The 25,053-nt window shown below is 62.3% G+C and carries 27 protein-coding genes and 1 riboswitch; of the genes, 11 read left to right on the top strand and 16 right to left on the bottom strand.

The window, feature by feature from the left end; genetic code table 11:
• Nucleotides 1-9 precede the first annotated feature (9 nt).
• The 9 genes from AC19YT_RS08895 to AC19YT_RS08855 form a co-directional block, all read right to left on the bottom strand.
• Nucleotides 10-1,389 (bottom strand): OprD family porin, encoded by a 1,380-nt coding sequence (locus AC19YT_RS08895; RefSeq protein ID WP_500610116.1) that lies wholly within the window; start codon nt 1,387-1,389, stop codon nt 10-12.
• 175 nt (nt 1,390-1,564) lie between these two features.
• On the bottom strand, nt 1,565-3,166 hold the full coding sequence (locus tag AC19YT_RS08890; RefSeq protein WP_500610115.1) for an ABC transporter substrate-binding protein: 1,602 nt from the start codon (nt 3,164-3,166) through the stop codon (nt 1,565-1,567).
• A gap of 306 nt (nt 3,167-3,472) precedes the next feature.
• A complete protein-coding gene (locus AC19YT_RS08885; RefSeq protein WP_095105968.1) occupies nt 3,473-5,098 on the bottom strand; it encodes an ABC transporter substrate-binding protein in 1,626 nt (541 codons plus the stop codon).
• A gap of 265 nt (nt 5,099-5,363) precedes the next feature.
• Nucleotides 5,364-6,137, bottom strand: coding sequence for an SDR family NAD(P)-dependent oxidoreductase (locus tag AC19YT_RS08880; RefSeq protein ID WP_500610114.1), 774 nt, complete (start codon nt 6,135-6,137; stop codon nt 5,364-5,366).
• Between the two features lie 74 nt (nt 6,138-6,211).
• A complete protein-coding gene (gene phrB / locus AC19YT_RS08875; protein ID WP_500610123.1) occupies nt 6,212-7,657 on the bottom strand; it encodes a deoxyribodipyrimidine photo-lyase in 1,446 nt (481 codons plus the stop codon).
• 11 nt (nt 7,658-7,668) lie between these two features.
• Complete coding sequence (locus AC19YT_RS08870) at nt 7,669-8,598, bottom strand: MerR family transcriptional regulator (RefSeq protein ID WP_095105979.1); 930 nt, start codon at nt 8,596-8,598, stop codon at nt 7,669-7,671.
• 3 nt (nt 8,599-8,601) lie between these two features.
• Entirely contained in the window at nt 8,602-9,567 is a 966-nt protein-coding gene (locus AC19YT_RS08865; RefSeq protein WP_095105980.1) for a YbgA family protein, read from the bottom strand.
• Between the two features lie 98 nt (nt 9,568-9,665).
• Nucleotides 9,666-9,881: a TIGR02450 family Trp-rich protein gene (locus AC19YT_RS08860; RefSeq protein WP_095105981.1), complete on the bottom strand. Its 216-nt coding sequence runs from the start codon at nt 9,879-9,881 to the stop codon at nt 9,666-9,668.
• The gene (locus AC19YT_RS08855; protein ID WP_095105982.1) at nt 9,878-10,864 is read right to left on the bottom strand and encodes an NAD(P)/FAD-dependent oxidoreductase; all 987 of its coding nucleotides are present in this window, start codon (nt 10,862-10,864) and stop codon (nt 9,878-9,880) included. Before AC19YT_RS08855 ends, AC19YT_RS08860 begins: the two co-directional genes overlap by 4 nt.
• A gap of 202 nt (nt 10,865-11,066) precedes the next feature.
• On the opposite strand from AC19YT_RS08855, the gene AC19YT_RS08850 reads away from it, so the two are divergent.
• Both AC19YT_RS08850 and hemH read left to right on the top strand, forming a co-directional pair.
• Nucleotides 11,067-11,969: a TIGR01777 family oxidoreductase gene (locus tag AC19YT_RS08850; RefSeq protein WP_500600160.1), complete on the top strand. Its 903-nt coding sequence runs from the start codon at nt 11,067-11,069 to the stop codon at nt 11,967-11,969.
• Between the two features lie 13 nt (nt 11,970-11,982).
• The gene (gene hemH, locus AC19YT_RS08845) at nt 11,983-13,005 is read left to right on the top strand and encodes a ferrochelatase (protein WP_095105985.1); all 1,023 of its coding nucleotides are present in this window, start codon (nt 11,983-11,985) and stop codon (nt 13,003-13,005) included.
• Nucleotides 13,006-13,100: 95 nt separating this feature from the next.
• Here hemH and AC19YT_RS08840 read toward each other — a convergent pair whose 3' ends face one another.
• The gene (locus tag AC19YT_RS08840) at nt 13,101-14,375 is read right to left on the bottom strand and encodes a uracil-xanthine permease family protein (protein ID WP_095105986.1); all 1,275 of its coding nucleotides are present in this window, start codon (nt 14,373-14,375) and stop codon (nt 13,101-13,103) included.
• 2 nt (nt 14,376-14,377) lie between these two features.
• The gene (gene upp / locus AC19YT_RS08835) at nt 14,378-15,016 is read right to left on the bottom strand and encodes a uracil phosphoribosyltransferase (protein ID WP_095105987.1); all 639 of its coding nucleotides are present in this window, start codon (nt 15,014-15,016) and stop codon (nt 14,378-14,380) included.
• Nucleotides 15,017-15,180: 164 nt separating this feature from the next.
• On the opposite strand from upp, the gene AC19YT_RS08830 reads away from it, so the two are divergent.
• The 3 genes from AC19YT_RS08830 to AC19YT_RS08820 all read left to right on the top strand — a co-directional run bounded on the left by AC19YT_RS08830 (nt 15,181) and on the right by AC19YT_RS08820 (nt 16,699).
• Nucleotides 15,181-15,738, top strand: coding sequence for a hypoxanthine-guanine phosphoribosyltransferase (locus AC19YT_RS08830; RefSeq protein ID WP_095105989.1), 558 nt, complete (start codon nt 15,181-15,183; stop codon nt 15,736-15,738).
• A gap of 107 nt (nt 15,739-15,845) precedes the next feature.
• Nucleotides 15,846-16,334, top strand: coding sequence for a hypothetical protein (locus AC19YT_RS08825; protein ID WP_095105991.1), 489 nt, complete (start codon nt 15,846-15,848; stop codon nt 16,332-16,334).
• Nucleotides 16,335-16,411: 77 nt separating this feature from the next.
• Nucleotides 16,412-16,699: a PA4642 family protein gene (locus AC19YT_RS08820; RefSeq protein ID WP_095105992.1), complete on the top strand. Its 288-nt coding sequence runs from the start codon at nt 16,412-16,414 to the stop codon at nt 16,697-16,699.
• 62 nt (nt 16,700-16,761) lie between these two features.
• Here the strand turns inward: AC19YT_RS08820 and mqo are convergent, their stop codons facing one another.
• Together mqo and AC19YT_RS08810 are read right to left on the bottom strand one after the other, a co-directional pair.
• Nucleotides 16,762-18,270, bottom strand: a complete 1,509-nt coding sequence (gene mqo / locus AC19YT_RS08815) for a malate dehydrogenase (quinone) (protein WP_500610113.1) — start codon at nt 18,268-18,270, stop codon at nt 16,762-16,764.
• 676 nt (nt 18,271-18,946) lie between these two features.
• The gene (locus tag AC19YT_RS08810; RefSeq protein WP_095105999.1) at nt 18,947-19,180 is read right to left on the bottom strand and encodes a hypothetical protein; all 234 of its coding nucleotides are present in this window, start codon (nt 19,178-19,180) and stop codon (nt 18,947-18,949) included.
• 206 nt (nt 19,181-19,386) lie between these two features.
• Between AC19YT_RS08810 and AC19YT_RS08805 the strand changes: the two genes are divergently transcribed.
• Nucleotides 19,387-19,971: a YajG family lipoprotein gene (locus tag AC19YT_RS08805; protein WP_095106003.1), complete on the top strand. Its 585-nt coding sequence runs from the start codon at nt 19,387-19,389 to the stop codon at nt 19,969-19,971.
• Nucleotides 19,972-20,026: 55 nt separating this feature from the next.
• Here the strand turns inward: AC19YT_RS08805 and AC19YT_RS08800 are convergent, their stop codons facing one another.
• On the bottom strand, nt 20,027-20,233 hold the full coding sequence (locus AC19YT_RS08800) for a hypothetical protein (RefSeq protein ID WP_095106008.1): 207 nt from the start codon (nt 20,231-20,233) through the stop codon (nt 20,027-20,029).
• Between the two features lie 192 nt (nt 20,234-20,425).
• Between AC19YT_RS08800 and AC19YT_RS08795 the strand changes: the two genes are divergently transcribed.
• Nucleotides 20,426-20,713 (top strand): hypothetical protein, encoded by a 288-nt coding sequence (locus tag AC19YT_RS08795; RefSeq protein WP_176465031.1) that lies wholly within the window; start codon nt 20,426-20,428, stop codon nt 20,711-20,713.
• Between the two features lie 55 nt (nt 20,714-20,768).
• On the opposite strand, the gene AC19YT_RS08790 is transcribed toward AC19YT_RS08795, so the two are convergent.
• Nucleotides 20,769-21,935 (bottom strand): 1-acyl-sn-glycerol-3-phosphate acyltransferase, encoded by a 1,167-nt coding sequence (locus AC19YT_RS08790; protein ID WP_500610112.1) that lies wholly within the window; start codon nt 21,933-21,935, stop codon nt 20,769-20,771.
• A gap of 139 nt (nt 21,936-22,074) precedes the next feature.
• Between AC19YT_RS08790 and AC19YT_RS08785 the strand changes: the two genes are divergently transcribed.
• The 4 genes from AC19YT_RS08785 to AC19YT_RS08770 all read left to right on the top strand — a co-directional run bounded on the left by AC19YT_RS08785 (nt 22,075) and on the right by AC19YT_RS08770 (nt 24,143).
• Nucleotides 22,075-22,257 (top strand): CPXCG motif-containing cysteine-rich protein, encoded by a 183-nt coding sequence (locus AC19YT_RS08785; protein WP_095106012.1) that lies wholly within the window; start codon nt 22,075-22,077, stop codon nt 22,255-22,257.
• Nucleotides 22,258-22,269: 12 nt separating this feature from the next.
• Entirely contained in the window at nt 22,270-22,530 is a 261-nt protein-coding gene (locus AC19YT_RS08780; RefSeq protein ID WP_095106013.1) for a putative signal transducing protein, read from the top strand.
• Between the two features lie 36 nt (nt 22,531-22,566).
• Nucleotides 22,567-23,187 carry an SOS response-associated peptidase gene (locus AC19YT_RS08775; protein WP_095106014.1) on the top strand — a complete coding sequence of 207 codons (621 nt, stop codon included), beginning with the start codon at nt 22,567-22,569 and terminating at the stop codon, nt 23,185-23,187.
• Nucleotides 23,188-23,324: 137 nt separating this feature from the next.
• Nucleotides 23,325-24,143 carry a M48 family metallopeptidase gene (locus AC19YT_RS08770; protein ID WP_095106015.1) on the top strand — a complete coding sequence of 273 codons (819 nt, stop codon included), beginning with the start codon at nt 23,325-23,327 and terminating at the stop codon, nt 24,141-24,143.
• A gap of 99 nt (nt 24,144-24,242) precedes the next feature.
• On the opposite strand, the gene AC19YT_RS08765 is transcribed toward AC19YT_RS08770, so the two are convergent.
• Nucleotides 24,243-24,827 carry a TMEM165/GDT1 family protein gene (locus AC19YT_RS08765; protein WP_095107001.1) on the bottom strand — a complete coding sequence of 195 codons (585 nt, stop codon included), beginning with the start codon at nt 24,825-24,827 and terminating at the stop codon, nt 24,243-24,245.
• Nucleotides 24,828-24,918: 91 nt separating this feature from the next.
• A riboswitch (yybP-ykoY riboswitch) is annotated at nt 24,919-25,042 on the bottom strand.
• Between the last annotated feature and the right edge of the window lie 11 nt (nt 25,043-25,053).

Raw genomic sequence — 25,053 nt, 5'->3', positions numbered from 1 at the left:
ATCGGTGCCTTAGAGAATGTTGAAGGGAATGGTGGTGACCAGGCGGAATTCGTTCAGGTTGCCGTCCGATTGCTGTTTGCTGGCGCGGTGGGTGACGTAGGTGGCACGGATGGCAGTGTCCTTGAGCGGGCCGTCCTGGATCGCATAAGAGGCGCCGACGCCGTACTCATAGTGGGTTTCGCCATCCTGATTGTTCACCTTGTAGGCGGTGCCTTTGTAGTGAGTGCCATCGATGCCCCAGCCGCGGGCCTGGTAGAGGTTGAGCTTGAGCCCCGGCACGCCGTATTCGGCCATGTTCAGGCCGTAGGCGACCTGGAAGGATTTCTCGTTGGGGCCGTTGAAGTCGGAGGTCAGGGAGTTGGCCAGGTAGATGCCGTTGGTTTCGTGCAGGTAGTCGAAGTACTCGTTGCCGTTCACTTGCTGGTAGGAGAACGTCAGGCTGTGGGCCTGGTGGGCCAGGCCCAGGGACAGGGAATAGGTGTCGTTGTCGATGTCCCCCATTTTCTTGTTGCCGGTGTCGACGGTCTTGTAATAGTTCAGCCCGGTGGTCAGGCCCAGCACTGCGCTGTCCCCCAGTTTGTGGGTGGCGCCGAAGTAGTACTGGTTCCAGAAGTCTTCGACTTTGGAGGCGTAGAGGCTGGTCTTCAGGCTTTCCATGGGCTGGTAGTTCAGGCCCGCGACGCTGACTTTGTCGGTTTCCACCGCCGCGCTGGCGGTGTACTCGCTGCGGAATTTGCTCAGGCTCTGCTCGGTACGCGGGGACACGCGGTCGAAGACGCCGGCGTCGAAGCTCAGGTTGTTGAACGGCGCGCTGTTGAGGCTCACGCCTTGGAAGCTCGACGGCAGGGCGCGGTTGCCGATGACGTCGACGATGGGCGTGCTGACATTCTGCCGGCCAGCGGTCAGGGTCGTGTTGCCCACGCGGAACTTGACGTTGGCCAGGCCCAGCTTGCTCCACTGCTCCACCGCGTCGCCGTTGGAATCCGCCAATGTGCGGTTGCCGCCGCCGACGATGTGTTTGCGCTCGCGGTCCAGCGCCACCACGTTGTAGGCCGCCACTTCGGTGCTGACACCGACCGTGCCTTGGGTGAAACCTGAGCTGTAGTTGAGGATGGTGCCTTGTAGCCAGTTGATCCGGCGTGGCGTGGTGCGTTCCTGGCCGTGTCGTTCATAGGTGAAGGTCGCGCCGCGGCGTAGCAGTTCGTTGGAATACCAGTTGCGGGTCTGGCCGCTCAGGCTCTGGCCGTCGACGAAGCCCTTGGCCTCATCCTGGGCGTTGCTGCTGTTGAGTTGGGTGGGGATGAACGCCTGGCTGACGCTTTCGGCGTGGGCGCTGGCGGTGATGCTGGCGATGGCCAGGGCGAGTATCGCGGTATTGCTCGGTTTCATGGGTAAAACTCCTTTCTTTCTTTTTTTGTAATGCCGGTCTTTTTTGGGCGACGCGGCTATTGGGGTGGCACTGTTGCAAGGCAGCGCAAACGCCGGTGGGCTGCTCTTTCACCGAATTCGGGCAGCACGTTTGCGCGAGGGCGGGAAAACCCGCCCTCTTGGTTCGGTGAAAGATTTAAGGGGTGACGCTGACGCCGGAGAAAACGTTGCGCCCGAACGGGCTGACGAGGAACCCTTGGACCTTGGTGCTCAGCGGCTGGTTGACCGTGGAGTGGGCGATGGGGGTGATCGGCACCTGCTGCTTGAGCAGTTGCTGGGCCTGTTTGTAGAGCACGGTGCGTTGTTCGCGGTCGGTGACGAGCTTGGCTTGCTTGACCAACTTGTCGTACTCGGCGTCGCACCACATGGAGTAGTTATTGCCGCCAATGGCGTCGCAGCTATAGAGGGTGCCGAGCCAGTTGTCCGGGTCGCCGTTGTCGCCGGTCCAGCCGATCAGGCTGATGTCGTGTTCGCCATTCTTGGTGCGCTTGACGTACTCGCCCCACTCATAGCTGACGATCTTGACCTTGAGCCCGATCTTGCCCCAATCGCTTTGCAGCATCTCGGCCATCAGCTTGGCGTTGGGGTTGTAGGGCCGTTGCACGGGCATGGCCCAGAGGGTGATTTCGGTGCCTTCCTTGACCCCGGCGGCCTTGAGCAGGGCCTTGGCTTTTTCCGGGTCGAAGGCGGCGTCCTTGACGGTGTCGTCGTAGGACCACTGGGTGGGCGGCATGGCGTTGCTCGCCAGTTGCCCGGCGCTCTGGTACACGGCGTTGAGAATCCCCTGCTTGTTCACCGCCATGTCCAGGGCCTGGCGTACCTGGAGTTGGTCGAAGGGTTTGTGGCGCACGTTGTAGGCGATGTAGCCGAGGTTGAAACCGGGTTTGGTCAGCACCTGCAGCTTGGGGTCGGCCTTGAGGGCGTCGATGTCGGCCGGGCGCGGGTGCAGGGTGACATGGCATTCGCCGGCCTTGAGTTTTTGCACGCGCACCGAGGCGTCGGTGTTGATGGCGAAGATCAACTGGTCGAGCTTGACCCGGGCCGGGTCCCAGTACTGTTTGTTGCCCACGTAGCGGATCTGCGAATCCTTCTGGTAACGCTGGAACACGAAGGGCCCGGTGCCGACGGGTTTCTGGTTGATCTCGCTGGGCTTGCCGGCCTTGAGCAGTTGTTCGGCGTATTCGGCGGAGAGAATCGAGGCGAAGCTCATGGCGATGTTCTGCACGAACGCGGCGTCGACCGAGTTGAGGGTCATCACCACGGTCAGCGGCCCGGTTTTTTCTACGCGGGCGATGTTCTTGTTCAGGCTCATGCCGTTGAAATACGGGAACTCGGTGGGGTAGGCCTTGCGGAAGGGGTGGTCGGGATCGAGCATGCGGTTGAAGGTGAACAGTACGTCGTCGGCGTTGAACTCGCGGCTAGGAGTGAAGTATTTGGTCGTGTGAAATTTGACGCCTTCACGTAGGTGGAAGGTATAGATCAGGCCGTCGTCGGAAATATCCCATTGTGTTGCCAGGCCAGGTACGACGCTGGTGGCGCCTTTTTCAAATTCCACGAGGCGGTTGTACAGCGGCTCGGCGGCGTCGTTGTCGGTGGAGGCGGTGTATTGCGCGGTATCGAAGCCGGCCGGGCTGCCTTCGGAACAGAACACCAGGCTCTTGCCGGCGGCTTGGCTGGCCCCAGCCCCAGCCAGTAAGCCGGTGCCCAGGAGTACGGATAACAGCAAGGAATGACGCATGACGGTCCCTCTTGTTTTTTTATGTAGTGAGCAATGTTCCGGCGCCCCTGTGGGGGAAGACGGACATTGCTGCTCCCGAATCAACGCGTACGGCAGGTCCCGGGCCAACAGCACACGATTGCCGTGCGACGACGGTAGGAGCCGAAGACAGAACCGTAAATGCGAATAGGCCTGAAAGTCGTGTAGGAAAAGGCGACTCGCCTTGGAATGCCGCAGTAGTTCGCAAGCGATGCGGACGTAAGTAAATTCCTGGCGGCGAGGCGGGAAAAACCACGGCGGTGTCAGGGACGCCGCCGTGGCCGGGCCTTATTTGCTGACGCTGACGCCGTAGAAGGAGTTCAGGCCAAATGGGCTGATCTTGAAGTCCTGCACGGTGGTGCGCATGGGTTGGTACACCGTCGAGTTGGCGATCGGCGTATAGGGGACTGCATCTTTGAGCAGGTGTTGCGCCTGCTTGTACAGCTCGGTGCGCTTGGCGACGTCCGATGTGGCCTTGGCCTGTTTGATGATGGCGTCGTAGGGTTTGTCGCACCACTTGGAGAAGTTGTTGCCGCCCAGGGAGTCGCAGCCGAACAGTACGTTGAGCCAGTTGTCCGGGTCACCGTTGTCGCCGCTCCAGCCAATAATCATGGCCTGGTTCTCGCCGCCCTTGGAGCGCTTGATGTACTCGCCCCACTCGTAGCTGACGATGTTGACCTTGAGGCCGATCTTGGCCCAGTCCGATTGCAGCATTTCGGCCATCAGCTTGGCGTTGGGGTTGTACGGACGCTGCACCGGCATGGCCCAAAGGGTGATTTCGGTGCCTTCCTTGATGTCGGCTTTTTTCAGCAGTTCCTTGGCTTTCTCGGGGTTGTAGGGGGCGTCCTGGATGGTGTCGTCATAGGACCACTGGGTGGGGGGCATGGCGTTCTTCGCCAGTTGCCCAGCGCCCTGGTACACCGAGTCGATGATCTGCTGCTTGTTCACCGCCATGTCCATTGCCTGGCGCACTTCGAGTTTGGCCAGCGGGTTGGCGTCGGTACGGCCTTTGAGCACGGGCATCACGTTGTAGGCGATGTAACCCAGGTTGAAACCAGCCTGGTGCGGCATTTTCAGGGCTTTGTCTTCACTCAGGGCCTTGAGGTCGGCGGGGCGCGGGAACAGGGTGATCTGGCATTCGTTTTTCTTGAGCTTCTGGATGCGTACCGAGGGGTCGGTGGTGATGGCGAAGATCAGGTTGTCGATCTTCACGTCTTCAGGTTTCCAGTAGTCCTTGTTGCCGGTGTAGCGGATGTTGGAGTCCTTCTGGTAGCTCTTGAACACGAACGGCCCCGTGCCAATCGGTTTTTGGTTGATCTCACCGGGCTTGCCATCCTTGAGCAGTTGGGCGGCGTATTCGGCGGATTGGACCGAGGCAAAGCTCATGGCCATGTTCTGGATGAACGCGGCATCGACGCTGCCCAAGGTGAATTTGACAGTCAGGTCGTCGATTTTCTCGATGTTCTTGATATTGGTGTTCATCCCCATGTCTGTGAAGTACGGGAACTCGGTGGGGTAGGCTTTGCGGAACGGCATGTCCTTGTCGATCATGCGGTTGAAGGTAAACAGCACATCGTCGGCGTTGAAAGTGCGGGTCGGCTTGAAGTAGGGCGTGGTGTGGAACTTGACGCCTTCGCGCAGGTGGAAGGTGTAGCTCAGGCCGTCTTCGGAGATGTCCCAGCGGGTGGCCAGGCCGGGCACCACCGCGGTGCCGCCGCGCTCGAACTGGCTCAAGCGGTTGAACATGGTCTCGGCCGTGGCGTCGAAGTCGGTTCCGGTGGTGTATTGGCCCGGGTCGAAGCCAGCGGGGCTGCCTTCGGAACAGAACACCAAATTGGTGGCTGCCTGGGCAAAAGGAGCGCTGGCAAGCAGGCTTGCGCCAACGAGGAACGGAATGACGGCGTGTTTAAGCATGGTGGCCTCATGATTTGTTGTCATTTTTTAAGAGAGGGCGACCTCGTGAGTCGGCCTGCCGATACTTAAGCAGGCGCCATGCCTAACACAAGATGCTCAGGGCAACCGAGGCTTAAACAGTGGTACGAACGTACCTTAATGTCGCATTGCTATAAGTTTTGCCGCGTTTTGGCCATTTTCAGGGCTGTTGGGCCTGTAGACAGTGGTGCGCGAGTGTGCCTTCGAGGTGTCTGGCGCGCGGGTTTGGTGCAGGATTTGGGTTGCCTCAGGGGCTGTCTTTGATCGGCGCCGGGCTACGCTGGATGCGTTTCCCGATCGCCAGTCCCGCAGGGTTTGGCTGCCTGGCCAGCGGCCACAACTGGGCCATGTCCAGGGCTGCGAAGGCTATTTCCCGTGGCCGGCCTGCGAGTTTTTCGAGGATGTGCCGTGCGGCGCTGTCGGCGGGCAAGTCCAGCGGCAAGGGGAAAGCGTTGGGCGGGGATGGCACGGTATCGACAAACCCGGGGCCGACCAAGGTGACATCGATGCCCTCGGGTGCCCATTCGGCTTCCAGCGAATCGAACAGGTAGCGCATCCCGGCCCGAGTTGCGCCGCAGGCTTCGGTGCGCGGTAGCGCCAGGTAGGTGACGGTGCTGGCGATGCCCACCAGGTGTGGTGAGGTACCGGCGCGTAGCAACGGCAGCGCGACTTCGACGCAATAGCTGCTGGCCAGCAGGTTGGTGCGCACCACGTGCTCGATGATCGTAGTGTCGAATTGGCGGGCGTCCACGTACTCGCAGGTGCCGGCGTTGAGGATCACCGTGTCCAGCGCGCCCCAGGCCTGGGCGATGCGCTCGCCGATCTGGCGCACGTCCTGGCTGCGGGTCAGGTCCCCGGGCAATAGCAGCGCCCGGTCGGGGTAGCGTGCGGCGAGTGCCCGCAGCGGCTCGACACTGCGCGCGCTCAACGCCACCCGCGCTCCGCTGCTCAGCAGCGCTTGCGCCAGGGCGGCGCCGAGGCCACTGCTGGCGCCGGTCAGCCAAATACGACGTGCACTCATCCAACTCTCCTCTCCGGTCAGGCGTGGGCCCGGCCGGTACTGGCAGGTGATTTCAGGGCCGGGCCCCGAGGTATTCATTCATCTTCGAAGGCGACAGCTTGGCGCGAGGGCAGGTTTCTGAACGCCGCCAGCGCGCGCTCCCGGGATTGGCTCAGGTTGACGATGGGTTGTGGATAACCGGCCACGCCAAACAACCCGCCCAGGGCCGCCGGGTTGTGCAGCTGTTTTTTATCCAGGCCCGCCAGTTCCGGCAGCCAGTGTTGGGTGAACAGGCCCTGGCTGTCGAATTTTTCTGACTGGCTCAAGGGGTTGAAGATGCGAAAGTACGGCGCCGAATCGGTGCCCGTGGACGAACTCCACTGCCAGCCGCCGTTGTTGGCCGCCAAGTCGCCGTCGATCAGGTGGCGCATGAAAAAGCGCTCGCCCTCGCGCCAGTCGATCAGCAGGTTTTTGGTCAGGAACATCGCTACCACCATGCGCAGGCGATTGTGCATCCAACCGGTGTGCAGCAATTGGCGCATGGCGGCGTCGATGATCGGCAACCCGGTGCGCGCCTCCTGCCACGCCGCCAGGTCTTCGGGCGCGTGGCGCCAGGCCAGGGCCTCGGTCTCCGGGCGAAAGGCGCGGTGGCGCGACACACGGGGGTAACCCACCAGAATGTGTTTGTAGAACTCGCGCCACAGCAGTTCATTGATCCAGGTAATGGCCCCGACGCTGCCGCTGTCGAACTCGCCGTGGTTGCAGTGCAATGCGGCATGCAGGCATTGGCGCGGCGAAATCACCCCTGCCGCGAGATAGGTCGACAACTGGCTGGTGCCGGGTTTGGCGGGGAAGTCGCGCTCGTCCTTGTAGTAGTCGATCTGCTGCTCGGCGAACTGCGCCAGGCGTCGCCGCGCCTCGTCCTCGCCGGCCGGCCAGAGCGCTTGCAGCGCCGCGTCGGGGGCGGCGAACCCGGGGATGTCGGCGGGCACTGGATCGCTGGCGATAGGCAGCGGCGCTTGGCGCGCAGGCAGCGGGACCAGGGCCGGTAGGGCACGGTGCAAGCGTTCGTAGCAGACCTTGCGGAACTGGCTGAATACCTGGAAGTAGGTGCCGGTTTTGGTCAGCACGCTGCCGGGTTGGAACAGCAACTGGTCGAGGTAAGCGTGAAAACCGATGCCCTGCGCCTGCAAGGCCTGGGCGGCGGCGTTGTCGCGGCGGCTTTCGTGGATGCCATATTCGTCGTTGACGTGCACCGCAACGACGCCCAGCTCCATGCACAGGTTCAGCAGCACCTGGGGCGCATCGTCCCAGTGCGATGCCTTGCGGATCAGCAGGGGAATGTTCAACTCGCCCAGGGCGGCGCTCAGGCTGTGCAAGTTGCGCCGCCAGAAATCTACCTTGCACGGCGCGTCGTCGTGGGCGCGCCATTGCTCGGGGCTTATCAGGTACAGGGCCACGGCGGGGCCGCGTTCGGTGGCGGCGCGTAGGGCGCTGTTGTCGTGCACGCGCAGGTCACTGCGCAGCCAGATCAGTTGCAGGGGCGTGGTCATCAAATCAGCCCCCGGCGTACGAGGAGTTGGTGTGCAGCCAAAGGGTCTTCGGCCAGGGCCGGGCCATCGTCCAGGGCCGTCAGTTCGCTGTGGTGGATGCGCACTGCGGCGCCGGCAATGATCGTTTGGCAGGGCACATTGGCCAGCAGCCTGGGCAACTGGCCCAACGCGAGGGTTTTGCTCGAATACAGCACCAGCGCCCGGGCGTTGAGGTGCTCCACTGCCAGGGCCAGTTCGGCGCCGGCCAGCGGTTCATCGAACACCGCCACTGGGCAATCGGCGCTACTGACCAGCCATGCGGTGAGCCACAGTGCCGGTTCCAGGGGGCGGTCCGACTGATTGACGAGCAATACCGGGGCACCGCGTAACTGGCGGTTGTTGTGGTAAATGCGCGCACCGAACTTGCTGCGCAGCCAGGCGTGGAAGAACACCTGCTCCATGTGGGCGGCAAACTGGCCTTGCCAGCGTATTTCCAGGTCGGCCAGCAACGGCATCAGCAATTGGGTGCACAACGTGCTGGGCGGGTACAGGGCCATGGCTTGGTTGACGAGGTCATCCACCTGGCGCTCGGCCAGTAGGCTGATAGCTTGCACCAGGTTCTGGCGCATCGCGTGCCAGTCGTTTTCGGCCGGTTGATCGAAGGGCTGCGCGGCATCGAGCAACGGCTTGACCTGGCTGACCGCCACGCCCCGGTTGAGCCACGTGAGGATGGTGAGGATGCGCTGTACATGCTCGCTGGAGAACAGGCGATGGCCCTTGGGCGTGCGTTGCGGCACCACCAGGCCATAGCGGCGTTCCCAGGCGCGCAGGGTCACGGCGTTGACCCCGGTGAGCCGGGCCACATCGCGGATCGGCAGCCAGCCTTGGGCCAGGGCTTGCTGGTAGTCGCTGTCGGAGGCGGCCGGCAGAGGAGCGGAGGAATCGGTCATGGGTTAAATCGCATTTCGCAAACTGAGGTTTTCCGGATGGGGTTGCAGGTACACCTGCTGCGCCAGATACGGGTCGGGGTGGTGGCGCAAGTGATGCTTGAGCAGGGTCAGCGGCACCACCAGGGGCACGATGCCTTGGTGGTACTGGCCAATGAGGTGCTGCACTTCACGCTTGTCATCGCGGCTGATGGCTTGCTTGAGGTAACCGCTCAGGTGTTGCAGCACATTGGTGTGGGTGCGACGGGTGGCGCATTGCTTGAGAGCCGCCATCAGCGCGCGGAAATAACGCGGGGCCACAGCGTGCGGGTCGGCTTTGCCCATGCTGCCCAGCAGCTTGCCCAGCGTTTTGTACTGCTCCGGGTTGTGGGCCATGAGCTGGTATTTGTAGCGCGCGTGGAATTCGGTCAGGGCGCGGCGGCTCAGGCCTTGTGCGCACAGTTGCTGCCACGCGGCGTAGGCGAACACCCGGGTGAGGAAGTTTTCCCGCAGCACCGGGTCGTTGAGGCGGCCGTCTTCTTCCACCGGCAGGTCGGGGTGCCGAGCGCAAAAGGCCTGTGCGTAGATACCGCGCCCAGCATGCTCGGCGGGCGCGCCGTTGCTCTGGTAGACCTTGACCCGTGCCAGGCCACAGGAGGGCGACTTCTGCATGAAGATGTAGCCGCAGATATCCGTGAGTTGCCCGGCCATTTGCTGGCCATAGTCGGCCAGGGCCTGGGTCACGTCGTTGTCGCCATGGACGGTGCCCACGGCCCGCGGGGCTTGCGGGTCGCCCACCAGGCGGATGGGTTCGCGCGGGGTGCCCAGGCCGATGGCCACTTCCGGGCACAGGGGCACGAAGTCGAAGTAGTCGGCCAGGGTTTGGCTGCACAGGGTGGACTGTTTGTGCCCGCCGTTGTAACGCACGGGTTGGCCCATCAGGCAGGCGCTGACGGCGATTTTCGGGCGGGGCGCGGTAAGGTCGCTGTGCATGGGGGTGGCCTCTGGCTGAAACCTATACAGGATGCTTTGCCTGTACAACTTGGTTTCATCATAGATTCAGATGTGTACAAGTCAACTTTTTTGTACAGCTATTTCCAGCCCATGGCCCAGTGTTCGTCGTCTTGCAGGGTTCGCCAGTCGTGGCGCTGACAGCGGCGGGTGAGCACGGCTTGCAGCTCGATCTCCAGCACCTCGCCGTTCTCATTGCAGAACAGTTCGGTCACCAGAAAGTGCTTTTCGCGGTGCTGAGGGCGGGCTGCCGTCCACTTGGACAGCAGCAGCTTGCGCGGGTTGATGCGGTTCATTGCAGGTGTTCGTGTAGGCGCCGGGCCGCTTCCTGGCCACTGAGCCACGCCCCTTCGACCCGCCCCGACAGGCACCAGTCGCCGCACACATACAGGCCCAGGTCGGCATCGGCCAGGGCGCCCCATTCGTGGCTGCCGGCCGGGCGGGCGTAGAGCCAGCGGTGGGCGAGGCTGAACACGGGAGCGGGCATGGCACTGTGCAGCAACTCGGCGAAGGCACCGTGCAACTGTTCGATCACGGCTTCCTTGGGCAGGTCGATGTGCTGGCGGCTCCAGGCGCTGGTGGCGTGCAGGATCCAGGTATCGAGGGTGCTGTCGCGCCCCGGCTTGCTGCGGTTGCGCGCCAGCCAGTCGAGGGCGCTGTCTTGTACGAAGCAGCCTTGCATCGAGGTGTCCAGGGGCGTGTCAAACGCCAGGGCGACGGCCCAGGTCGGGTCCATTTTTACCCCGGCGGCGACACCGGCCAGTTTCGGCGCAGCGGCCAGCAACGCCGTGGCCTGGGGCGCCGGGGTGGCGATCACGACATGGCTGAACGGCCCGTGGGTGAAGCTTTCGGCGTCTTGTAAATGCCAATGTTCTTCGCCCCGATAGACCTCGGTGATGCGGCAACCGAACTGCGCTTGGACGTCCCCCAGCAGGGCGCGGGTGATGGCGCTCATGCGCGGCGTGCCGACCCAGCGGGTCTGTTCGTCGGGGGAAGGGGTGAGCTGGCCGCCTTGGAAGTTGTACAGCTGTGGGGTCCATTCGGCGACCCAGCCCTGGGTTTGCCAGCGCTGCACCTCGGTGACGAAGCGGCGGTCGCGGGCGGTGAAGTATTGGGCGCCGAGGTCCAGCGCACCGGCATCGCTGCGCTTGCTGGACATGCGCCCGCCAGGGCCGCGGCTTTTATCGAACAGGTGCACGCTGTGCCCGGCCTCGCGAAGGGCCTGGGCGGCGGAAAGGCCGGCGATGCCGGCGCCGATGATTGCGATGGGTACAGTCATAGGGGGGGCCTCGTTTACCTGTGAGTACAGAGACTACGCCGTCAATCAAAGCTGTACAATATTGTTTTTTGGTATAACTTTTAGCGTTCTTGATCCGACAGATTGTCCTATGGTTAACCCTAGGACTGCCTGATATCAAAAAGATCCCTGCTTTTAAAAATAGACCAGTGATCCGGATTGAACGTTACGCGAGGAAGACCTCATGCACATATTGCTGACCGGCGGTACGGGTTTGATAGGGCGCCAGCTCTGCCATCACTGGCTGGCACAGGGGCACCGCTTGACCGTGTGGAGCCGTCGGCCGGACGCGGTCGCGGGGCTGTGTGGCGCGGGTGTGCGGGGCATCGGGCAGCTTGAGGCGTTGGGTGCAGAGCCGGTGGATGCGCTGGTCAACCTGGCGGGCGCGCCCATCGCCGACCGGCCTTGGACCCACAAACGCAAGGCCTTGCTCTGGAGCAGCCGCATCGGCGTCACCGAAACCCTGCTGGCCTGGCTGCAAAGCCGCGCACAACGGCCGCAGGTGTTGATTAGCGGCTCGGCCGTGGGCTGGTACGGCGATGGCGGCGAGCGTGAGTTGACCGAAGATTCACCGCCGGTCAGTGAGGATTTCGCCAGCCAGTTGTGCATTGCCTGGGAAGAAACCGCGCAGCGCGCCGAAGCCTTAGGTGTACGCGTGGTGCTGGTGCGCACCGGCTTGGTGCTGTCGCAGGAGGGCGGCTTTTTGTCGCGCCTGCTGGTGCCGTTCAAATTGGCGCTGGGCGGGCCCATCGGCAATGGCCGACAATGGATGCCCTGGATCCACATCAACGACCAAGTGGCCTTGATCGATTTTCTGCTGCACCAGCAAGACGCCAGCGGTCCTTATAATGCCTGCGCGCCGAAACCGGTGCGCAATCGCGAATTTGCCAAGGCCCTGGGCGCCTCGCTGCACCGCCCCGCAGTGGTGCCGATGCCGGCCTTCGCCTTGCGGGTTGGCCTGGGGGAGTTGTCTTTACTGTTGCTCGGTGGCCAGCGGGCCACGCCAGCGCGTTTGCTGGCGGCGGGTTTTACCTTTGAATTCAATGATGTACGTGCGGCCCTGGACGATGTGACCAGCCGCCTTTGATATAGGACGTTGCATGACCGATCACGCGTTGCTCCTGGTCAACTTGGGCTCGCCCGCCTCTACTTCGGTGGCGGATGTGCGCAGTTATCTCAACCAATTTCTGATGGACCCTTACGTTATCGACCTGCCCTGGCCGGTGCGGCGTTTGCTGGTGTCGCTGATCCTGATTAAGCGCCCCGAGCAGTCCGCCCATGCCTACGCCTCGATCTGGTGGGAGGAGGGCTCGCCGCTGGTGGTGCTCAGCCGCCGTTTGCAGCAAGCGATGCGCGCGCAGTGGAGCCACGGCCCGGTGGAACTGGCGATGCGCTACGGCGAGCCGTCCCTGGAAACCACGCTGACGCGCCTGGCGGCCCAGGGCCACAAGAAGATCACCCTGGCGCCGCTCTACCCGCAGTTTGCCGACAGCACCGTGACCACGGTGATCGAGGAGGCCAAGCGGGTGGTGCGCGAGAAGAACCTGGATGTGCAGTTCTCGATTCTGCAACCGTTCTACGACCAGCCTGAATACCTCGAGGCCCTGGTGGCCAGCGCCAAGCCGCACTTGGCCCAGGGTTACGACCACTTGCTGCTGAGTTTCCATGGTTTGCCCGAGCGGCACCTGAAAAAACTCAACCCGGGCCACTGCTGCGAAGGGCAAAGCGACTGCTGTCGCAATGCGCCACCGCAAGTGGTTGCTACCTGCTATCGCAGCCAGTGCCTGCGCACCGCGGCAGCGTTTGCCGAGCGCATGGGCCTGGCGGACGGCAAGTGGTCGGTGTCGTTTCAGTCGCGCCTGGGCCGCGCCAAGTGGATCGAACCCTACACCGAGGCGACCCTGGATGCATTGGCCAAGCAGGGGGTGAAGAAAATCCTGGTGATGTGCCCGGCGTTCGTCGCCGATTGCATCGAAACCCTGGAGGAGATTGGTGATCGCGGTCGCGAACAGTTCCGCCAGGCCGGTGGCGAAGAGCTGGTGCTGGTGCCCTGCCTGAATGACGACCTGCAATGGGCCGTGGCGTTGAATGCCCTGTGTGAAAGGGCACCCATCGCGTTGTAAGCCTGGTTAAACGCATCGCGGGCAAGCCCGCTCCCACAGGTGTTCACATTCCTCTGTGGGAGCGGGCTTGCCCGCGATGACCTTCCTGAGGCCGGTTACAGCAACGGCTCATCCGGTGCTTTTTTCTTCCAGCCGTCATTGCCCGGCAGCAGCAGGTTCAGCGCAATCGCGACAATGGCGCACAGGGCGATGCCTTTGAGGCCGAAGTCGTCCGGGCCGGTGCCGGTGCCGACCAGCACACCGCCAATGCCGAACACCAGGGTCACGGAGACGATCACCAGGTTGCGCGGCTCGCCCAGGTCGATCTGGTGGCGGATCATGGTGTTCATGCCCACCGCCGCAATCGAACCGAACAACAGGCACAAAATTCCGCCCATCACCGGCACGGGAATGCTCTGCAACAGCGCGCCGAACTTGCCGACGAACGCCAGGCTGATGGCGAAGATCGCCGCCCAGGTCATGATTTTCGGGTTGTAGTTCTTGGTCAGCATCACCGCGCCCGTGACTTCGGCGTAGGTGGTGTTGGGCGGGCCGCCCAGTAGGCCGGCCGCCGTGGTGGCGATGCCATCGCCGAACAGGGTGCGGTGCAGGCCAGGCTTTTTCAGATAGTCGCGGCCGGTCACGCTACCGACGGCGATCACACCACCGATGTGTTCGATGGCCGGGGCCAGCGCCACGGGGACGATGAACAGGATGGCCTGCCAGTTGAACTCCGGTGCGGTGAATTGCGGCAGCGCAAACCAAGGCGCGGCGGCGATTTTCGCGGTATCGACCACGCCGAAGAAAAACGCCATGGCAAACCCCACCAACACCCCGGAAATGATCGGCACGAGGCGGAAAATGCCCTTGCCGAACACGGCCACGATCAAGGTGGTGAGCAGCGCCGGCATGGAGATCATCATGGCGGTCTGGTAGTGGATCAGCTCCGTGCCGTCACCAGCTTTGCCCATCGCCATGTTGGCGGCGATCGGCGCCATGGCCAGGCCGATGGAAATAATCACCGGGCCGATCACCACCGGCGGCAGCAAGCGGTCGATGAAACCGGTGCCCTTGATCTTCACTGCCAGGCCCAGGAAGGTGTAGACAAAACCCGCCGCCATCACGCCGCCCATGGTCGCCGCGAGGCCGAACTGGCCCTTGGCGAGAATGATCGGGGTGATGAAGGCAAAGCTTGAGGCCAGGAACACCGGCACCTGGCGCCCGGTGACCATTTGGAACAGCAGAGTCCCCAGGCCCGCCGTGAACAGCGCGACGTTGGGGTCGAGGCCGGTAATCAGCGGCATCAACACCAGCGCGCCGAACGCTACGAAAAGCATCTGGGCGCCGGACAGCACCGTGCGCCACAGCGGGTCGTTGAACTCGTCCTGCATGCTCACGCGTCCTTCTGCTTGGTGCCGAAGATTTTGTCGCCGGCATCGCCCAGGCCGGGAATGATGTAGCCGTGCTCATTCAGGCGTTCATCGATGGAGGCGGTGTAGATGGTCACGTCCGGGTGCGCCAGTTCCACGGCGGCGATGCCTTCGGGCGCGGCCACCAGGACCATGGCGCGGATGTCGCGGCAACCGGCCTTTTTCAGCAGGTCGATGGTGGCGACCATGGAACTGCCGGTGGCGAGCATCGGGTCGATAATCATCGCCAGGCGTTCGTCGATTTCCGGTACCAGTTTTTCCAGGTAGGTGTGCGCCTGCAGGGTTTCCTCGTTGCGGGCCACGCCCACGGCGCTGACCTTGGCGCCCGGGATCAGGCTGAGCACGCCTTCGAGCATGCCGATGCCGGCACGCAGGATCGGCACGACGGTAATTTTCTTACCGGCGATTTTTTCCACGGATACGGTGCCGCACCAGCCGTCGATGTCGTAGCTTTCGAGCGGCAGGTCTTTGGTCGCCTCATAGGTCAGCAGCGCACCGACTTCCTGAGCAAGCTCGCGAAAGTTCTTCGTGCTAATGTCTGCGCGGCGCATAAGGCCAAGTTTGTGTCGGATCAGCGGGTGGCGGATCTCACGGATGGGCATGGGGAAAGGCTCCGGCGGCGGGCAAAAAAACCGGCCTAGAATAATCTATCCGAGGGTGATGTCCTATAGACATCCTGTACGTTAGTCCATAAAGGCTTGATCTGGCCTCGTTGCAGGCGTACCTTCCCCCGCTTTTCCGAATCCGCCACCTTCTGGAGAGCGCCATGTCCGCTGATCTCGACCATATCCGTCAAATCAAGCGCGAGGCAGACTGCCTGTACACGCAAGCGCAAGTCGAGGCGGCCATCGCTCGCGTCGGTGCACAAATCAATGAACAACTGGCCGATCGCAACCCGGTGGTGTTCTGCGTGATGAACGGTGGTTTGATCTTTTCCGGCAAGCTGCTGACCCACCTGGACTTCCCCCTCGAAGCCTCCTACCTGCACGCGACCCGCTACCGCAATGAAACCAGCGGCGGCGAGCTGTTCTGGAAATCCAAGCCGGAAGTCTCGTTCATCGACCGCGACGTGCTCATCATCGACGACATCCTCGACGAGGGTCACACCCTGGGCGCGATCATCGACTTCTGCAAACACGCCGGCGCCCGCGCCGTGCACACCGCCGTGCTGATCGACAAAGAGCACGACCGCAAGGCCCGCCCGGACCTGAAAGCCGATTTCGTCGGCCTGCCGTGTATCGATCGCTACATTTTCGGCTATGGCATGGACTACAAAGGCTACTGGCGCAACGCCAACGGGATCTTCGCCGTCAAAGGCATGTAAGCCCTGCCTTCTGTGGGGGCAGGCAACCCTGTATACGCGGGCTCATAGGATGGCGGTGCTCAAAGATCCACATGCTAGAGTGGCCGGCCCCGACCTTGGAGCCTGCCATGAGCTGCTTGACCCGCTGCTGCGCCGCCCTGTTGCTGACCTTGAGCCTGCCCCTGGCCGCCGCGCCGGCCACGCCCCTGCATGGGCAGTTCCTGCCGCCCGATGACCTGACACTGCGCGCCGCCGCCCCCGAACAGCAGCAACTGTTGCAGGTGACCGAGTACGCGGTGGTCGTCGGCAGCCAGCGCCAGTCGAGCCAGCAGCCAATCCCCATCACCTCGCCGCTGATGATCCGCCTCAAGGGCAAGCCGCTGAACAAAGGTGCGGTCATCAGCCAGGTGCTGGTCAATTTCGATGGTGAGAGCAAAAGCCTGAAAAAGCCGCAGTTCGATGCCAAGACCAAGACCCTCACCCTCTCTTACCCTGTGGCGCAGTACCGCGTGGTGATGGACCTGCTGCGCAACGAGACGGTCTATTGCCAGTTCCTCAGCTACGCCAACGGCCACGTCTGGGCCGACCTGCATACCGGGGCGGTGCGCAAGCGCTGAGCGTTGTTCGTTGAGGCCCGGGGGGCGCGGGGGGTAAACTGCCCGCCCCGTGAAATGTCTGCGAGCTGGAGTCGGCAATGCGTAAAGATAAAAAACAGTTGATTGGTGACGAGATTGGTGATGCGCAGATCAAGCTGTTCCTCGATTTTGAGCCAGCCGATGGCACTTCGCCGTCGCTGCACAAACTCATCAAGGCCTACCGCGGCCTGCGCATCGACGACTTCGAGCGCTTTCTGGTGTTCTTCGTCGAGGCCGGCTACGACCTGAGCGGCAAGGATGAGCAGGGCCACGACTTCATCGCCCTGATAAAAGACCAGCGCAATGCCGAGGACTACATCGCCCTCATTGAGAAAGCGCGCGGTTAAAGCGATCACCCACAAAAAAGCCCCTGAACGCTCATTCAGGGGCTTTTTTGTGGCAGCGGAGTTTAAGCGTAGCTTTGGGTTTCGCTGCTGGCTGGGACCAGTTCCAGGCTCAGGTTGTTTTGTGTGTTGATCGTGCGATACAGCTCGGCGTCGGTTTCCAGGACCTTTTCACGGGCCGGGAAGATTTCTGCCAATTTCGCAGCCCACTCACCGTGAGTTTGGCTCGGGAAGCATTTTTCGATCAGTTCCAACATGATCGAAACGGTCACCGACGCGCCTGGCGAGGCACCGAGCAGGGCGGCGAGGGAGCCGTCCTTGGCCGCCACCAGTTCGGTGCCAAATTGCAGCACGCCACCTTTTTTCGGGTCTTTCTTGATGATCTGCACCCGTTGCCCGGCGACTTCCAGGCGCCAGTCTTCGGCCTTGGCCTGAGGGTAGAAGCGGCGCAGCGATTCCAGGCGTTGCTCCATCGACTGCATCACTTCGCTGACCAGGTACTTGGTCAGGTCCATGTTGTCGCGGGCCACCGCCAGCATCGGGCCGATGTTGCCGGCGCGCACCGACAGCGGCAGGTCGAGGAACGAGCCGTGCTTGAGGAACTTGGTGGTGAACCCGGCGTATGGCCCGAACAACAGGGATTTCTTGCCATCGACCACGCGGGTGTCCAGGTGCGGCACGGACATTGGCGGCGAGCCCACGGCGGCTTGGCTGTAGACCTTGGCCTGGTGCTGCTTGACCACTTCTGGGTTGTCGCAACGCAGCCACTGGCCGCTGACCGGGAAGCCGCCAAAACCTTTGCTTTCTTCGATGCCCGAGGCTTGCAGCAGCGGCAGCGCCGCGCCGCCCGCGCCGAGGAACACGAACTTGGCATCGACGTTACGGCTGTTGCCGCTGTTCACGTCCTTGATGCTGACGGTCCAGCCCGTGCCGTTGCGCTTGAGGCCGGTGACACGCTTGCAGTACTTGACCTGGGCATCGGGTGCGCTGGTCAGGTGCTTGAGCAATTGGTTGGTCAGCGCGCCGAAGTTGACGTCGGTGCCATTGAGCACGCGGGTCGCGGCGATGGTTTCGTCCGCTGGGCGGCCGGGCATCATCAGCGGCATCCACTGCGCCATGGTGGCCTTGTCTTCGGTGTATTCCATGTCGGCGAAAGCGTGGTGCTGGCTCAACACGTCGAAGCGTTTCTTGAGGAACGAAACGCCCTTGTCGCCTTGCACGAAGCTTAAGTGCGGCACCGGGCTGATAAAGGACTTCGAGGAGCCGAAGGTGCCTTTTTTGGTCAAGTACGCCCAGAACTGCTTCGACACCTCGAACTGGGTGTTGATGTGCACGGCTTTTTTGATGTCGATGCTGCCATCGGCGGCCTGTGGCGTGTAGTTGAGCTCACACAGCCCGGCGTGGCCGGTGCCGGCGTTGTTCCACGGGTTGGAACTCTCCGCGGCACCGGAATCCATCAGCTCGACGACTTCCAGCTTGATCGCGGGGTCGAGCTCTTTGAGCAGTACGGCGAGGGTGGCGCTCATGATGCCCGCCCCGACCAATACCACATCAACTGCTTCGTTATGCGCCATTTAACGCGTCTCCAAAATCTGCAGCACCAAATTGACGGCATAGCTGCCAGGAGTTACGGGGCGTGTTGAGTTATGCCCCAGGTCACCCATGGCCAGGATCGCCATGTCCGAATCTTCGCAATTTTTCGCAACTTCGACGGACGCTACCAACCGGGCCTAAGGTTCCTATGAACTCATTTCGGCGAGCGGGAGGCAATTCGACTTATGGTCAAGACGTCCGTTTGTGCAACCAAATCCGTAGCGGACAGGCGTCAGGCTCCCGTTCTCGAGGAGCACTCGGTCGTGTGTAGTTGGGCTGTTGTCGACGCTAACAGTGCATTTTCAGACGCAAAACTATTCATTTGCTCGCCACACTCTTGTGAAGTTGTGAAAACCCGTTTTTTTCACGCTCTTTTGAAGACGTGAACCTCAAAAAAGGGCTGCCTGTGCCTGAAAACGGGCGCAAGGGCAGCTCTGGCAGATTCGCGAGAGGTGGTGGTTTGCAGGTTCAACAGCAAGCTCGCCACTTCACTCGATCTGTGTGGGCGGCTCTCTGTGGGCGGTGCGGAGGTGCCAATACGTGGGTATTGACGATGCTGCGAGGCCCGATCAGGAGACGTCCTTATAATCGGGGGGAGATTGTAGCGAAGAAATGTGGCGAGATGGTTGTGTTAAATGACTTTAATTAGCCGTTTGGTCAGGAGGCCAACGCCTGAGTGCGCCATGAATCACAAGTACGCGCGCTGACACGGGCGCTGGCGGGGAGGGGGCCTTGCAACCAGTTAAGGCGGATTTCGCGGATTTCCACCCAATTGTCGCCAGCGGGCGGCAGGCTGCATTGCTTGAAGGCCTGGCAGTGGCCGCGACGGTCAAGGCGGGCGAAGCAACGTTGGGGGCGGCGCGCGTTGAACCAGGACGATAGAAAACCCATGGCGATGTACCGGTTTGAGTGTGTAGGCCTCAGTATCCGGCGCCGCGATGACGCCATCATGAAGCCCAGGTGACAGCGCCGTGACAGGAACCCTGGGCAGCGATGGGCTGTCTGAGATTGGCGTGGGGAGTGCGCAACGCTAGTTACCGACACTGGCCCACCGCTATACTGCCGGCCTGTTAGTGCCTGATTCTGGAGAGAAGCGCATGTTGCAACGCCTGTTGTTCGGTTTGATGACTGTGACCAGTTTGACCTTGGTTGGCTGCGCCCACAGCCCGCAACAATTGAGCCCGCAACCGAAGCTGACGACCCAGCTCGCTGCCGTGGGCCAGGGCCAGCCTGTTGTGGTACGCGTGGTGGATGGCCGCCCGTCGCCCACCCTGGGCACCCGCGGTGGCCTGTACCCCGAGACCAGCGCCATTACCGTGGCCAGCGCCGACATCGTGCCCAAACTGCAAGCCCAGGCCGAAGCCGCCGTGCGCCTGCTGGGCTTCACCCCCAGCGCCAACGCGATGAGCGCCCCGCAATTGACCGTGACCCTCACCGAGCTCAAGTACCAGTCGCCCAAAGAAGGCATGTACGTGACCGAGGCGACCATCGGCGCAACCTTCAAGTCCGACGTGTCCAGCGGCAACCGTCGCTACAGCGGCCGCTACGGCGCATCCCTGGACCAGCGCTTCGGCATGGCGCCGAACCAGGAAACCAACACCAAACTGGTGAGCGACGTGCTCAGCGACGCGCTGACCCGTCTGTTCAAGGACCCGACGGTCGGTCAGATCCTGGCCCAGTAAGCGGGCAACCAAAAGCCCCTGGCACCGTGTGTGGCAGGGGCTTTTTTGTGCGTGTTCAGGCCGCTTCGCTGTAGAAGTCCAGCATGCTCACGCCGGTGAGCAGGTCGGTTTCCGGTAGGTCGGCGTGCTGATGGCCGCCCAGGGCGCAATACACCAGCCAATGGCGGTCCTGCACATTGAACGCCAGGGCGCCCACCAGGGCGGACTGTTCGTCGCTGGGGGAGATCAAATACAGGCGATCCTGGTTTTCGGCGTGCAGCATGACAAGCTCCGTGTCGGTATCGAGGGGCGACAGACTGGCCTGTTTAGATGACGAAACGGTGACGCGGCGATTTAGCCGCCGGTGCGCTTGTTATTTGTCGCAAAGCCCACCTGGGGCGACGGGCTTTGGGTAGAATCCGCGCCGCGATGCCGGTTCGACGGCTCGCCTCGCGTGTATTCCTTGAGGTTCATGATGTCGCTGCAAGTGATCTGGTCTTTGTTCAACGCCCACCCCGCCAAACTCATCAACGTCCTCGCCCTGCTGTTCGCCTGCCCCGGCGGCTGGCTGCTGCATGCGACCCGCCGCCGCGAACAGCGCGCCATGGCCAACCTGCAGGCGCAAAGCCGCAACCGTTCGGTCGATCAGCCGCTGTTGCTGCTGGACGTCGCGACCCTGCGCATGAACCGGTTTTTCTATCGTTTCGGCTTCGCCTGCCTGGCGTTGGCGTTGCTGGTGTCGTGGGTCAGTACCTGGGTTTGAACAACCGCAGTGAGAGCGAGCCTGCTCGCTCTCACTGCGAGGGGCCAGGCAGGTGCTACAGCGCCAGCCCAGCCTTGACGCGGTACTGGTTGCGCACCGGCGTGGCGTATTGCAGCACCAGGTAGGGGCGGTGCTCGGCCGGGCAGGCGTCCAGGCGCGATTGCCATTGCGCCTGGGCCTTGGCCAGTTCATCGGCCGGGAACAGCTCACTGGCGGGCGGCACCTGCAACTGCGGGTCGGCGTCGCTCCACTGCGCGTACGCCAGGTAATGCACCGGGAACAACCGATAGCCGCCGAGAATCTGCCGGTCCATTTCCTGCGCCAGTTGTTTGGTGTCGTCGAACAACTGCGTGATCGGCGCGGCGAAGTTCACGTGGACCCGGCCCTTGTAGCCGGTAATGCCCTTGGCGATGCTCACGTCGTCTTCACCGGGCACCTTGCTATAGGTGCCGGTGGTGGCGCGGATGTACAGCTCACGGGCCTTGGCCTGGTCGCAGGGGTCGTATTCGTAGCTGATCGACACCGGGGTCAGGTTCAGCGAGCGGATGACTTCGCCGAACGGCTCGTCCTTGCGGCTCATGTGGAACATCTTGAGGATCGCCGACTCGGTGCGGTCATCGCCGTCCTTGGCGCGGCCTTCGGCCTGGGCGATCCAGATCGAGGCGCAGTCGTTGCGGATCGAGTGGTTGATATAGGCCGACAGCAACTGGTATGCGGCCATTTTCTCGCGGCGCCCACTGATGGAGCGGTGCACGATAAAGCTCTTGTTCAGGCGCATCAGGTCGCTGACGAAGGGCTTTTGCAGCAGGTTGTCGCCGATGGCGATGCGCGGTGTCGGCAGGCCGGCGTGGTAGATCGCGTAATTGACGAAGGTCGGGTCCATCACGATGTCGCGGTGGTTGGCCAAAAACAGATAGGCGCTGCCGGACTTGAACTGCTCGACGCCGGTGTAGGTCACGCCGTCGGTGGCGCGCTCGATGGTGTGATCGACGTAGAACTCGACTTTGTCCTGCAGGGTCGCCACCGACGTGATGCCGGCGAACTCACGGCGCAGGCGATAGGCGATCAGAGGCTTGAGCAACCAGCCCAAGGCCCCGGCAAAGCGCGGGAAGCGAAAGTGGGTGAGGATATCTAGAAACGCCTGGTCGCCGAGTAGCCGTGCCAGCACCGCTGGGACTTCATGGTCGTCGTAAGGTCGGATGGCATCGAATTCGCCCATCATGCTCTCTTGTTGGAAACGGCTAGGGTAAGTAGGTGTTTGGATCGAAATACGGCAGGGGAGGGTCTGAAAATAGGCTCGCACCGCAATAGCCCTGCAAATAGACCGGCGATTATACGCACAAGTCACCCTGGAGACCGCGATGCTGGAAACTGACCGATATCAATGCCCTTACTGTGGCGAAACCGCCGAAGCGGTGCTGGACCTGTCTGCGGGCGACCAACAGTACATCGAGGATTGCCCAGTGTGCTGCCGCCCCATTGAGTTCAGGCTACAAACCGATGGTCAGGAATGGATGCTCGACGTTCACAGTGAAAACGAGTGAAGGGTGGCTGCGATGCAACGAGTCTACGAACCGGAAAACCTGCTGGAAGGCCAGTTGCTGCAAAACATGCTCGCCAGTGAAGGCATCGAGGCCCACCTCAGTGGTGGCGATTTGCTGGGCGCTGCGGGGGAGTTGCCGATCTTCGGCGTGTTGGGCTTGCTGGTGGACAACGATCAGGCGCAGTACGCACGCGAGCTCATCGCTGCGTACAATGCCGCCCAGCCGCTTGCGGGGGATGGCCCGGAAAGCTTTCCGGCCGTCCTGCTTTGTTAGGTTGGCGCCCGTTTTATCCCGGAGTCTTGTAGCCCCATGTGTGGACGTTATGCCTTGTTTCGCTGGAACCCCGCCTTCGCGGCCCTGCCAGGATTTCCCGCGGATCAGCAGGCGCAGTGGAATATTTCGCCCAACGATTCGGTGCTGATCCTGCGCAGCACCGAGGGCCAGCGCAACCTGGCCCGGGCCCGCTGGGGGCTGACGCCGCCGTGGTTGACCGATATGTCGCGCACCCCGGCCCACGCTCGGGCCGAAACCCTGGCCGAGCAACCGATGTTTCGCCAGGCCTTTGGCCAGCGCCGCTGCCTGCTGCCGGCCAATGGCTTCTATGAATGGCGCGGCACAGCGCGCAAACGCCCTTACTGGCTGACGCCGGGGGAAGGTTCGGCGCTGTTTTTCGCGGCGATCTGGGAGGCGTACCCGGTGCAGGAACAGGTGTGGCTCAGTACCGCAGTGGTTACCCAATCCGCTGCCAGCCAGCGCCGGCCGTTGATTCTCGATGAGGCCGGGCAGCAAGCCTGGCTTGACCCCGAAACCCCGTTGCACCAGTTGCAGGCACTGCTGGCCAGCGAACCGATGGCCCTGCGCGAGCGGGTACTGGCCAACCTGGTGAACGATCCCAAGCTCAATGCGCCGGAATGTTTGACACCTGGCTGACAAAACCCGGTTTTTTGCGGTCTTTTCTTATGGTGATGCGCAGGTGTTTGCAATCCTGCGCGCTACACGTCCGCTGTATCTGGCGCCGCCACGCGGCAGCGCCTAGGATACGCGCCATGTTTTCCTGGAGCAGGTTGATGAATAAGTCATTGGTTTTGTGTGCACTGAGCGCCAGTTTGCTGCTCAGCGGTTGCCAGTCGGTCAACACCACCAGCGGCGGCGCGGTGGGGGTGGAGCGCAAGCAATATATGTTCAGCATGCTGTCCACCGCCGAGGTCAACCAGATGTACGCCCAGTCCTACCAGCAGACGGTGGGCGAGGCGAGCAGCAAAGGTGTGCTGGACAAGACCAGCGCCGATGCCAAGCGTATCCGTGCGATTGCCGACCGCTTGATCGCCCAGGCGCCGGTTTTCCGCCCGGATTCGTCTCAGTGGCAGTGGGAGGTCAACCTGATTAAGAGCGACGAACTCAACGCCAACTGCGGCCCTGGCGGCAAGATCATCTTTTACACCGGGTTGATCGACAGCCTGAAACTGACCGACGACGAGATCGCCGCCGTGATGGGCCATGAAATCGCCCACGCCCTGCGCGAACATGGCCGCGAAGCCATGTCCAAGGCTTATGGCATCGAGATGGCCAAGCAGGGCGCCGGCGCCTTGTTCGGCCTGGGCCAGGACAGCCTGGCGCTGGCCGACACCGTGGCCAACTACGGCATGACGCTGCCCAACAGCCGCAGCAATGAAAACGAAGCGGACCTGATCGGCCTGGAACTGGCGGCCCGCGCCGGCTATAACCCGAACGCGGCGATCACCCTGTGGAACAAGATGAGCAAGGCTTCCGAAGGTTCGCCGCCGGAATTCATGAGCACCCACCCGGCCTCCACCAGCCGGATCGCCTCGCTGCAAGCGGCGATTCCCAAAGTGATGCCGTTGTATCAGCAGGCTAAAAAGTCCTGATTGCACCTTGCCCGCGGTGACGGTTTTTTCAGCCAGCCTCTGCTGTGTCTGAAGCGCCGCCATCGCGAGCAGGTTCGCTCCCACAGGGGAGCGTTCTCGCTACACCCAGCCGCTGCTTTGCATGGCCTTGTACACCGCGACAATCGCCAGGATCAGGAAAGCCGAGGCGGCGAGGCGGCGGATCAGGGTCAGCGGCAGCTTCTCGGCGGCGAAATTGCCCGCCAATACTACCGGCACGTTGGCGATCAACATGCCCACCGTGGTACCGATAATCACCAGCCACAAGTCCGGGTATTGCGCGGCCAGCATCACCGTGGCGATTTGCGTCTTGTCGCCGATTTCGGCGAGGAAGAACGCGATCAACGTGGTCAGGAACGGGCCGAATTTGCGCGCGGTGCTGGCTTCGTCGTCGTCCATTTTGTCTGGCACCAGGGTCCAGGCAGCGGTGGCCGCGAAGCTGGCGGCGAGGATCCAGTGCAGGGTCGAGTCGGAGAAGAAACTGCCCACCCAGGCGCCCACGGCACCGGCGGCGGCGTGGTTGGCCAGGGTCGCGGCGATGATGCCGGCGATGATCGGCCAGGGTTTGCGAAAGCGTGCGGCGAGAATCAGGGCAAGCAGTTGCGTCTTGTCGCCGATTTCGGCCAAGGCAACGATTGCGGTAGGAACGAGCAAGGAGTCCAACATCATCAGGTATTTCCCAAGGGGCGGGTCGACACGGCTATGACACGTACAGCCTTCCCGCCCCGGGTAAGGTGTGCGTGTCATAGGTCTTGTCAAACCCTGCGGTCCGTCTGTGCGGACGCTTGGGTCGCATACGCCATGGTCTGCTGACCAAGTATGTTGACGTATGCCGGACGAGCGTGGCGCTCGTGGGAGACTACTCCCCTAGGACGGAGCGGATTCTGCCTAG

The organism is Pseudomonas sp. MF08875 (genome assembly GCF_059862525.1).
This window is presented reverse-complemented; position numbering and strand designations above follow the sequence as displayed.

What these genes read in the sequence shown, in the direction of transcription:
- mqo (WP_500610113.1), bottom strand. Translation starts at nt 18,270, where the DNA reads ATGGCGCATAACGAAGCAGTTGATGTGGTATTGGTCGGGGCGGGCATC.
- AC19YT_RS08825 (WP_095105991.1), top strand. Translation starts at nt 15,846, where the DNA reads ATGAGCTGCTTGACCCGCTGCTGCGCCGCCCTGTTGCTGACCTTGAGC.
- AC19YT_RS08865 (WP_095105980.1), bottom strand. Translation starts at nt 9,567, where the DNA reads ATGCACAGCGACCTTACCGCGCCCCGCCCGAAAATCGCCGTCAGCGCC.
- AC19YT_RS08805 (WP_095106003.1), top strand. Translation starts at nt 19,387, where the DNA reads ATGTTGCAACGCCTGTTGTTCGGTTTGATGACTGTGACCAGTTTGACC.
- AC19YT_RS08770 (WP_095106015.1), top strand. Translation starts at nt 23,325, where the DNA reads ATGAATAAGTCATTGGTTTTGTGTGCACTGAGCGCCAGTTTGCTGCTC.
- AC19YT_RS08780 (WP_095106013.1), top strand. Translation starts at nt 22,270, where the DNA reads ATGCAACGAGTCTACGAACCGGAAAACCTGCTGGAAGGCCAGTTGCTG.
- upp (WP_095105987.1), bottom strand. Translation starts at nt 15,016, where the DNA reads ATGCCCATCCGTGAGATCCGCCACCCGCTGATCCGACACAAACTTGGC.
- AC19YT_RS08775 (WP_095106014.1), top strand. Translation starts at nt 22,567, where the DNA reads ATGTGTGGACGTTATGCCTTGTTTCGCTGGAACCCCGCCTTCGCGGCC.
- AC19YT_RS08860 (WP_095105981.1), bottom strand. Translation starts at nt 9,881, where the DNA reads ATGAACCGCATCAACCCGCGCAAGCTGCTGCTGTCCAAGTGGACGGCA.
- AC19YT_RS08890 (WP_500610115.1), bottom strand. Translation starts at nt 3,166, where the DNA reads ATGCGTCATTCCTTGCTGTTATCCGTACTCCTGGGCACCGGCTTACTG.
- AC19YT_RS08840 (WP_095105986.1), bottom strand. Translation starts at nt 14,375, where the DNA reads ATGCAGGACGAGTTCAACGACCCGCTGTGGCGCACGGTGCTGTCCGGC.
- AC19YT_RS08800 (WP_095106008.1), bottom strand. Translation starts at nt 20,233, where the DNA reads ATGCTGCACGCCGAAAACCAGGATCGCCTGTATTTGATCTCCCCCAGC.
- AC19YT_RS08830 (WP_095105989.1), top strand. Translation starts at nt 15,181, where the DNA reads ATGTCCGCTGATCTCGACCATATCCGTCAAATCAAGCGCGAGGCAGAC.
- hemH (WP_095105985.1), top strand. Translation starts at nt 11,983, where the DNA reads ATGACCGATCACGCGTTGCTCCTGGTCAACTTGGGCTCGCCCGCCTCT.
- AC19YT_RS08855 (WP_095105982.1), bottom strand. Translation starts at nt 10,864, where the DNA reads ATGACTGTACCCATCGCAATCATCGGCGCCGGCATCGCCGGCCTTTCC.
- AC19YT_RS08870 (WP_095105979.1), bottom strand. Translation starts at nt 8,598, where the DNA reads ATGACCGATTCCTCCGCTCCTCTGCCGGCCGCCTCCGACAGCGACTAC.
- AC19YT_RS08880 (WP_500610114.1), bottom strand. Translation starts at nt 6,137, where the DNA reads ATGAGTGCACGTCGTATTTGGCTGACCGGCGCCAGCAGTGGCCTCGGC.
- AC19YT_RS08795 (WP_176465031.1), top strand. Translation starts at nt 20,426, where the DNA reads ATGTCGCTGCAAGTGATCTGGTCTTTGTTCAACGCCCACCCCGCCAAA.
- AC19YT_RS08895 (WP_500610116.1), bottom strand. Translation starts at nt 1,389, where the DNA reads ATGAAACCGAGCAATACCGCGATACTCGCCCTGGCCATCGCCAGCATC.
- AC19YT_RS08785 (WP_095106012.1), top strand. Translation starts at nt 22,075, where the DNA reads ATGCTGGAAACTGACCGATATCAATGCCCTTACTGTGGCGAAACCGCC.
- AC19YT_RS08850 (WP_500600160.1), top strand. Translation starts at nt 11,067, where the DNA reads ATGCACATATTGCTGACCGGCGGTACGGGTTTGATAGGGCGCCAGCTC.
- AC19YT_RS08820 (WP_095105992.1), top strand. Translation starts at nt 16,412, where the DNA reads ATGCGTAAAGATAAAAAACAGTTGATTGGTGACGAGATTGGTGATGCG.
- AC19YT_RS08790 (WP_500610112.1), bottom strand. Translation starts at nt 21,935, where the DNA reads ATGATGGGCGAATTCGATGCCATCCGACCTTACGACGACCATGAAGTC.
- AC19YT_RS08765 (WP_095107001.1), bottom strand. Translation starts at nt 24,827, where the DNA reads ATGTTGGACTCCTTGCTCGTTCCTACCGCAATCGTTGCCTTGGCCGAA.
- AC19YT_RS08885 (WP_095105968.1), bottom strand. Translation starts at nt 5,098, where the DNA reads ATGCTTAAACACGCCGTCATTCCGTTCCTCGTTGGCGCAAGCCTGCTT.
- AC19YT_RS08810 (WP_095105999.1), bottom strand. Translation starts at nt 19,180, where the DNA reads ATGGGTTTTCTATCGTCCTGGTTCAACGCGCGCCGCCCCCAACGTTGC.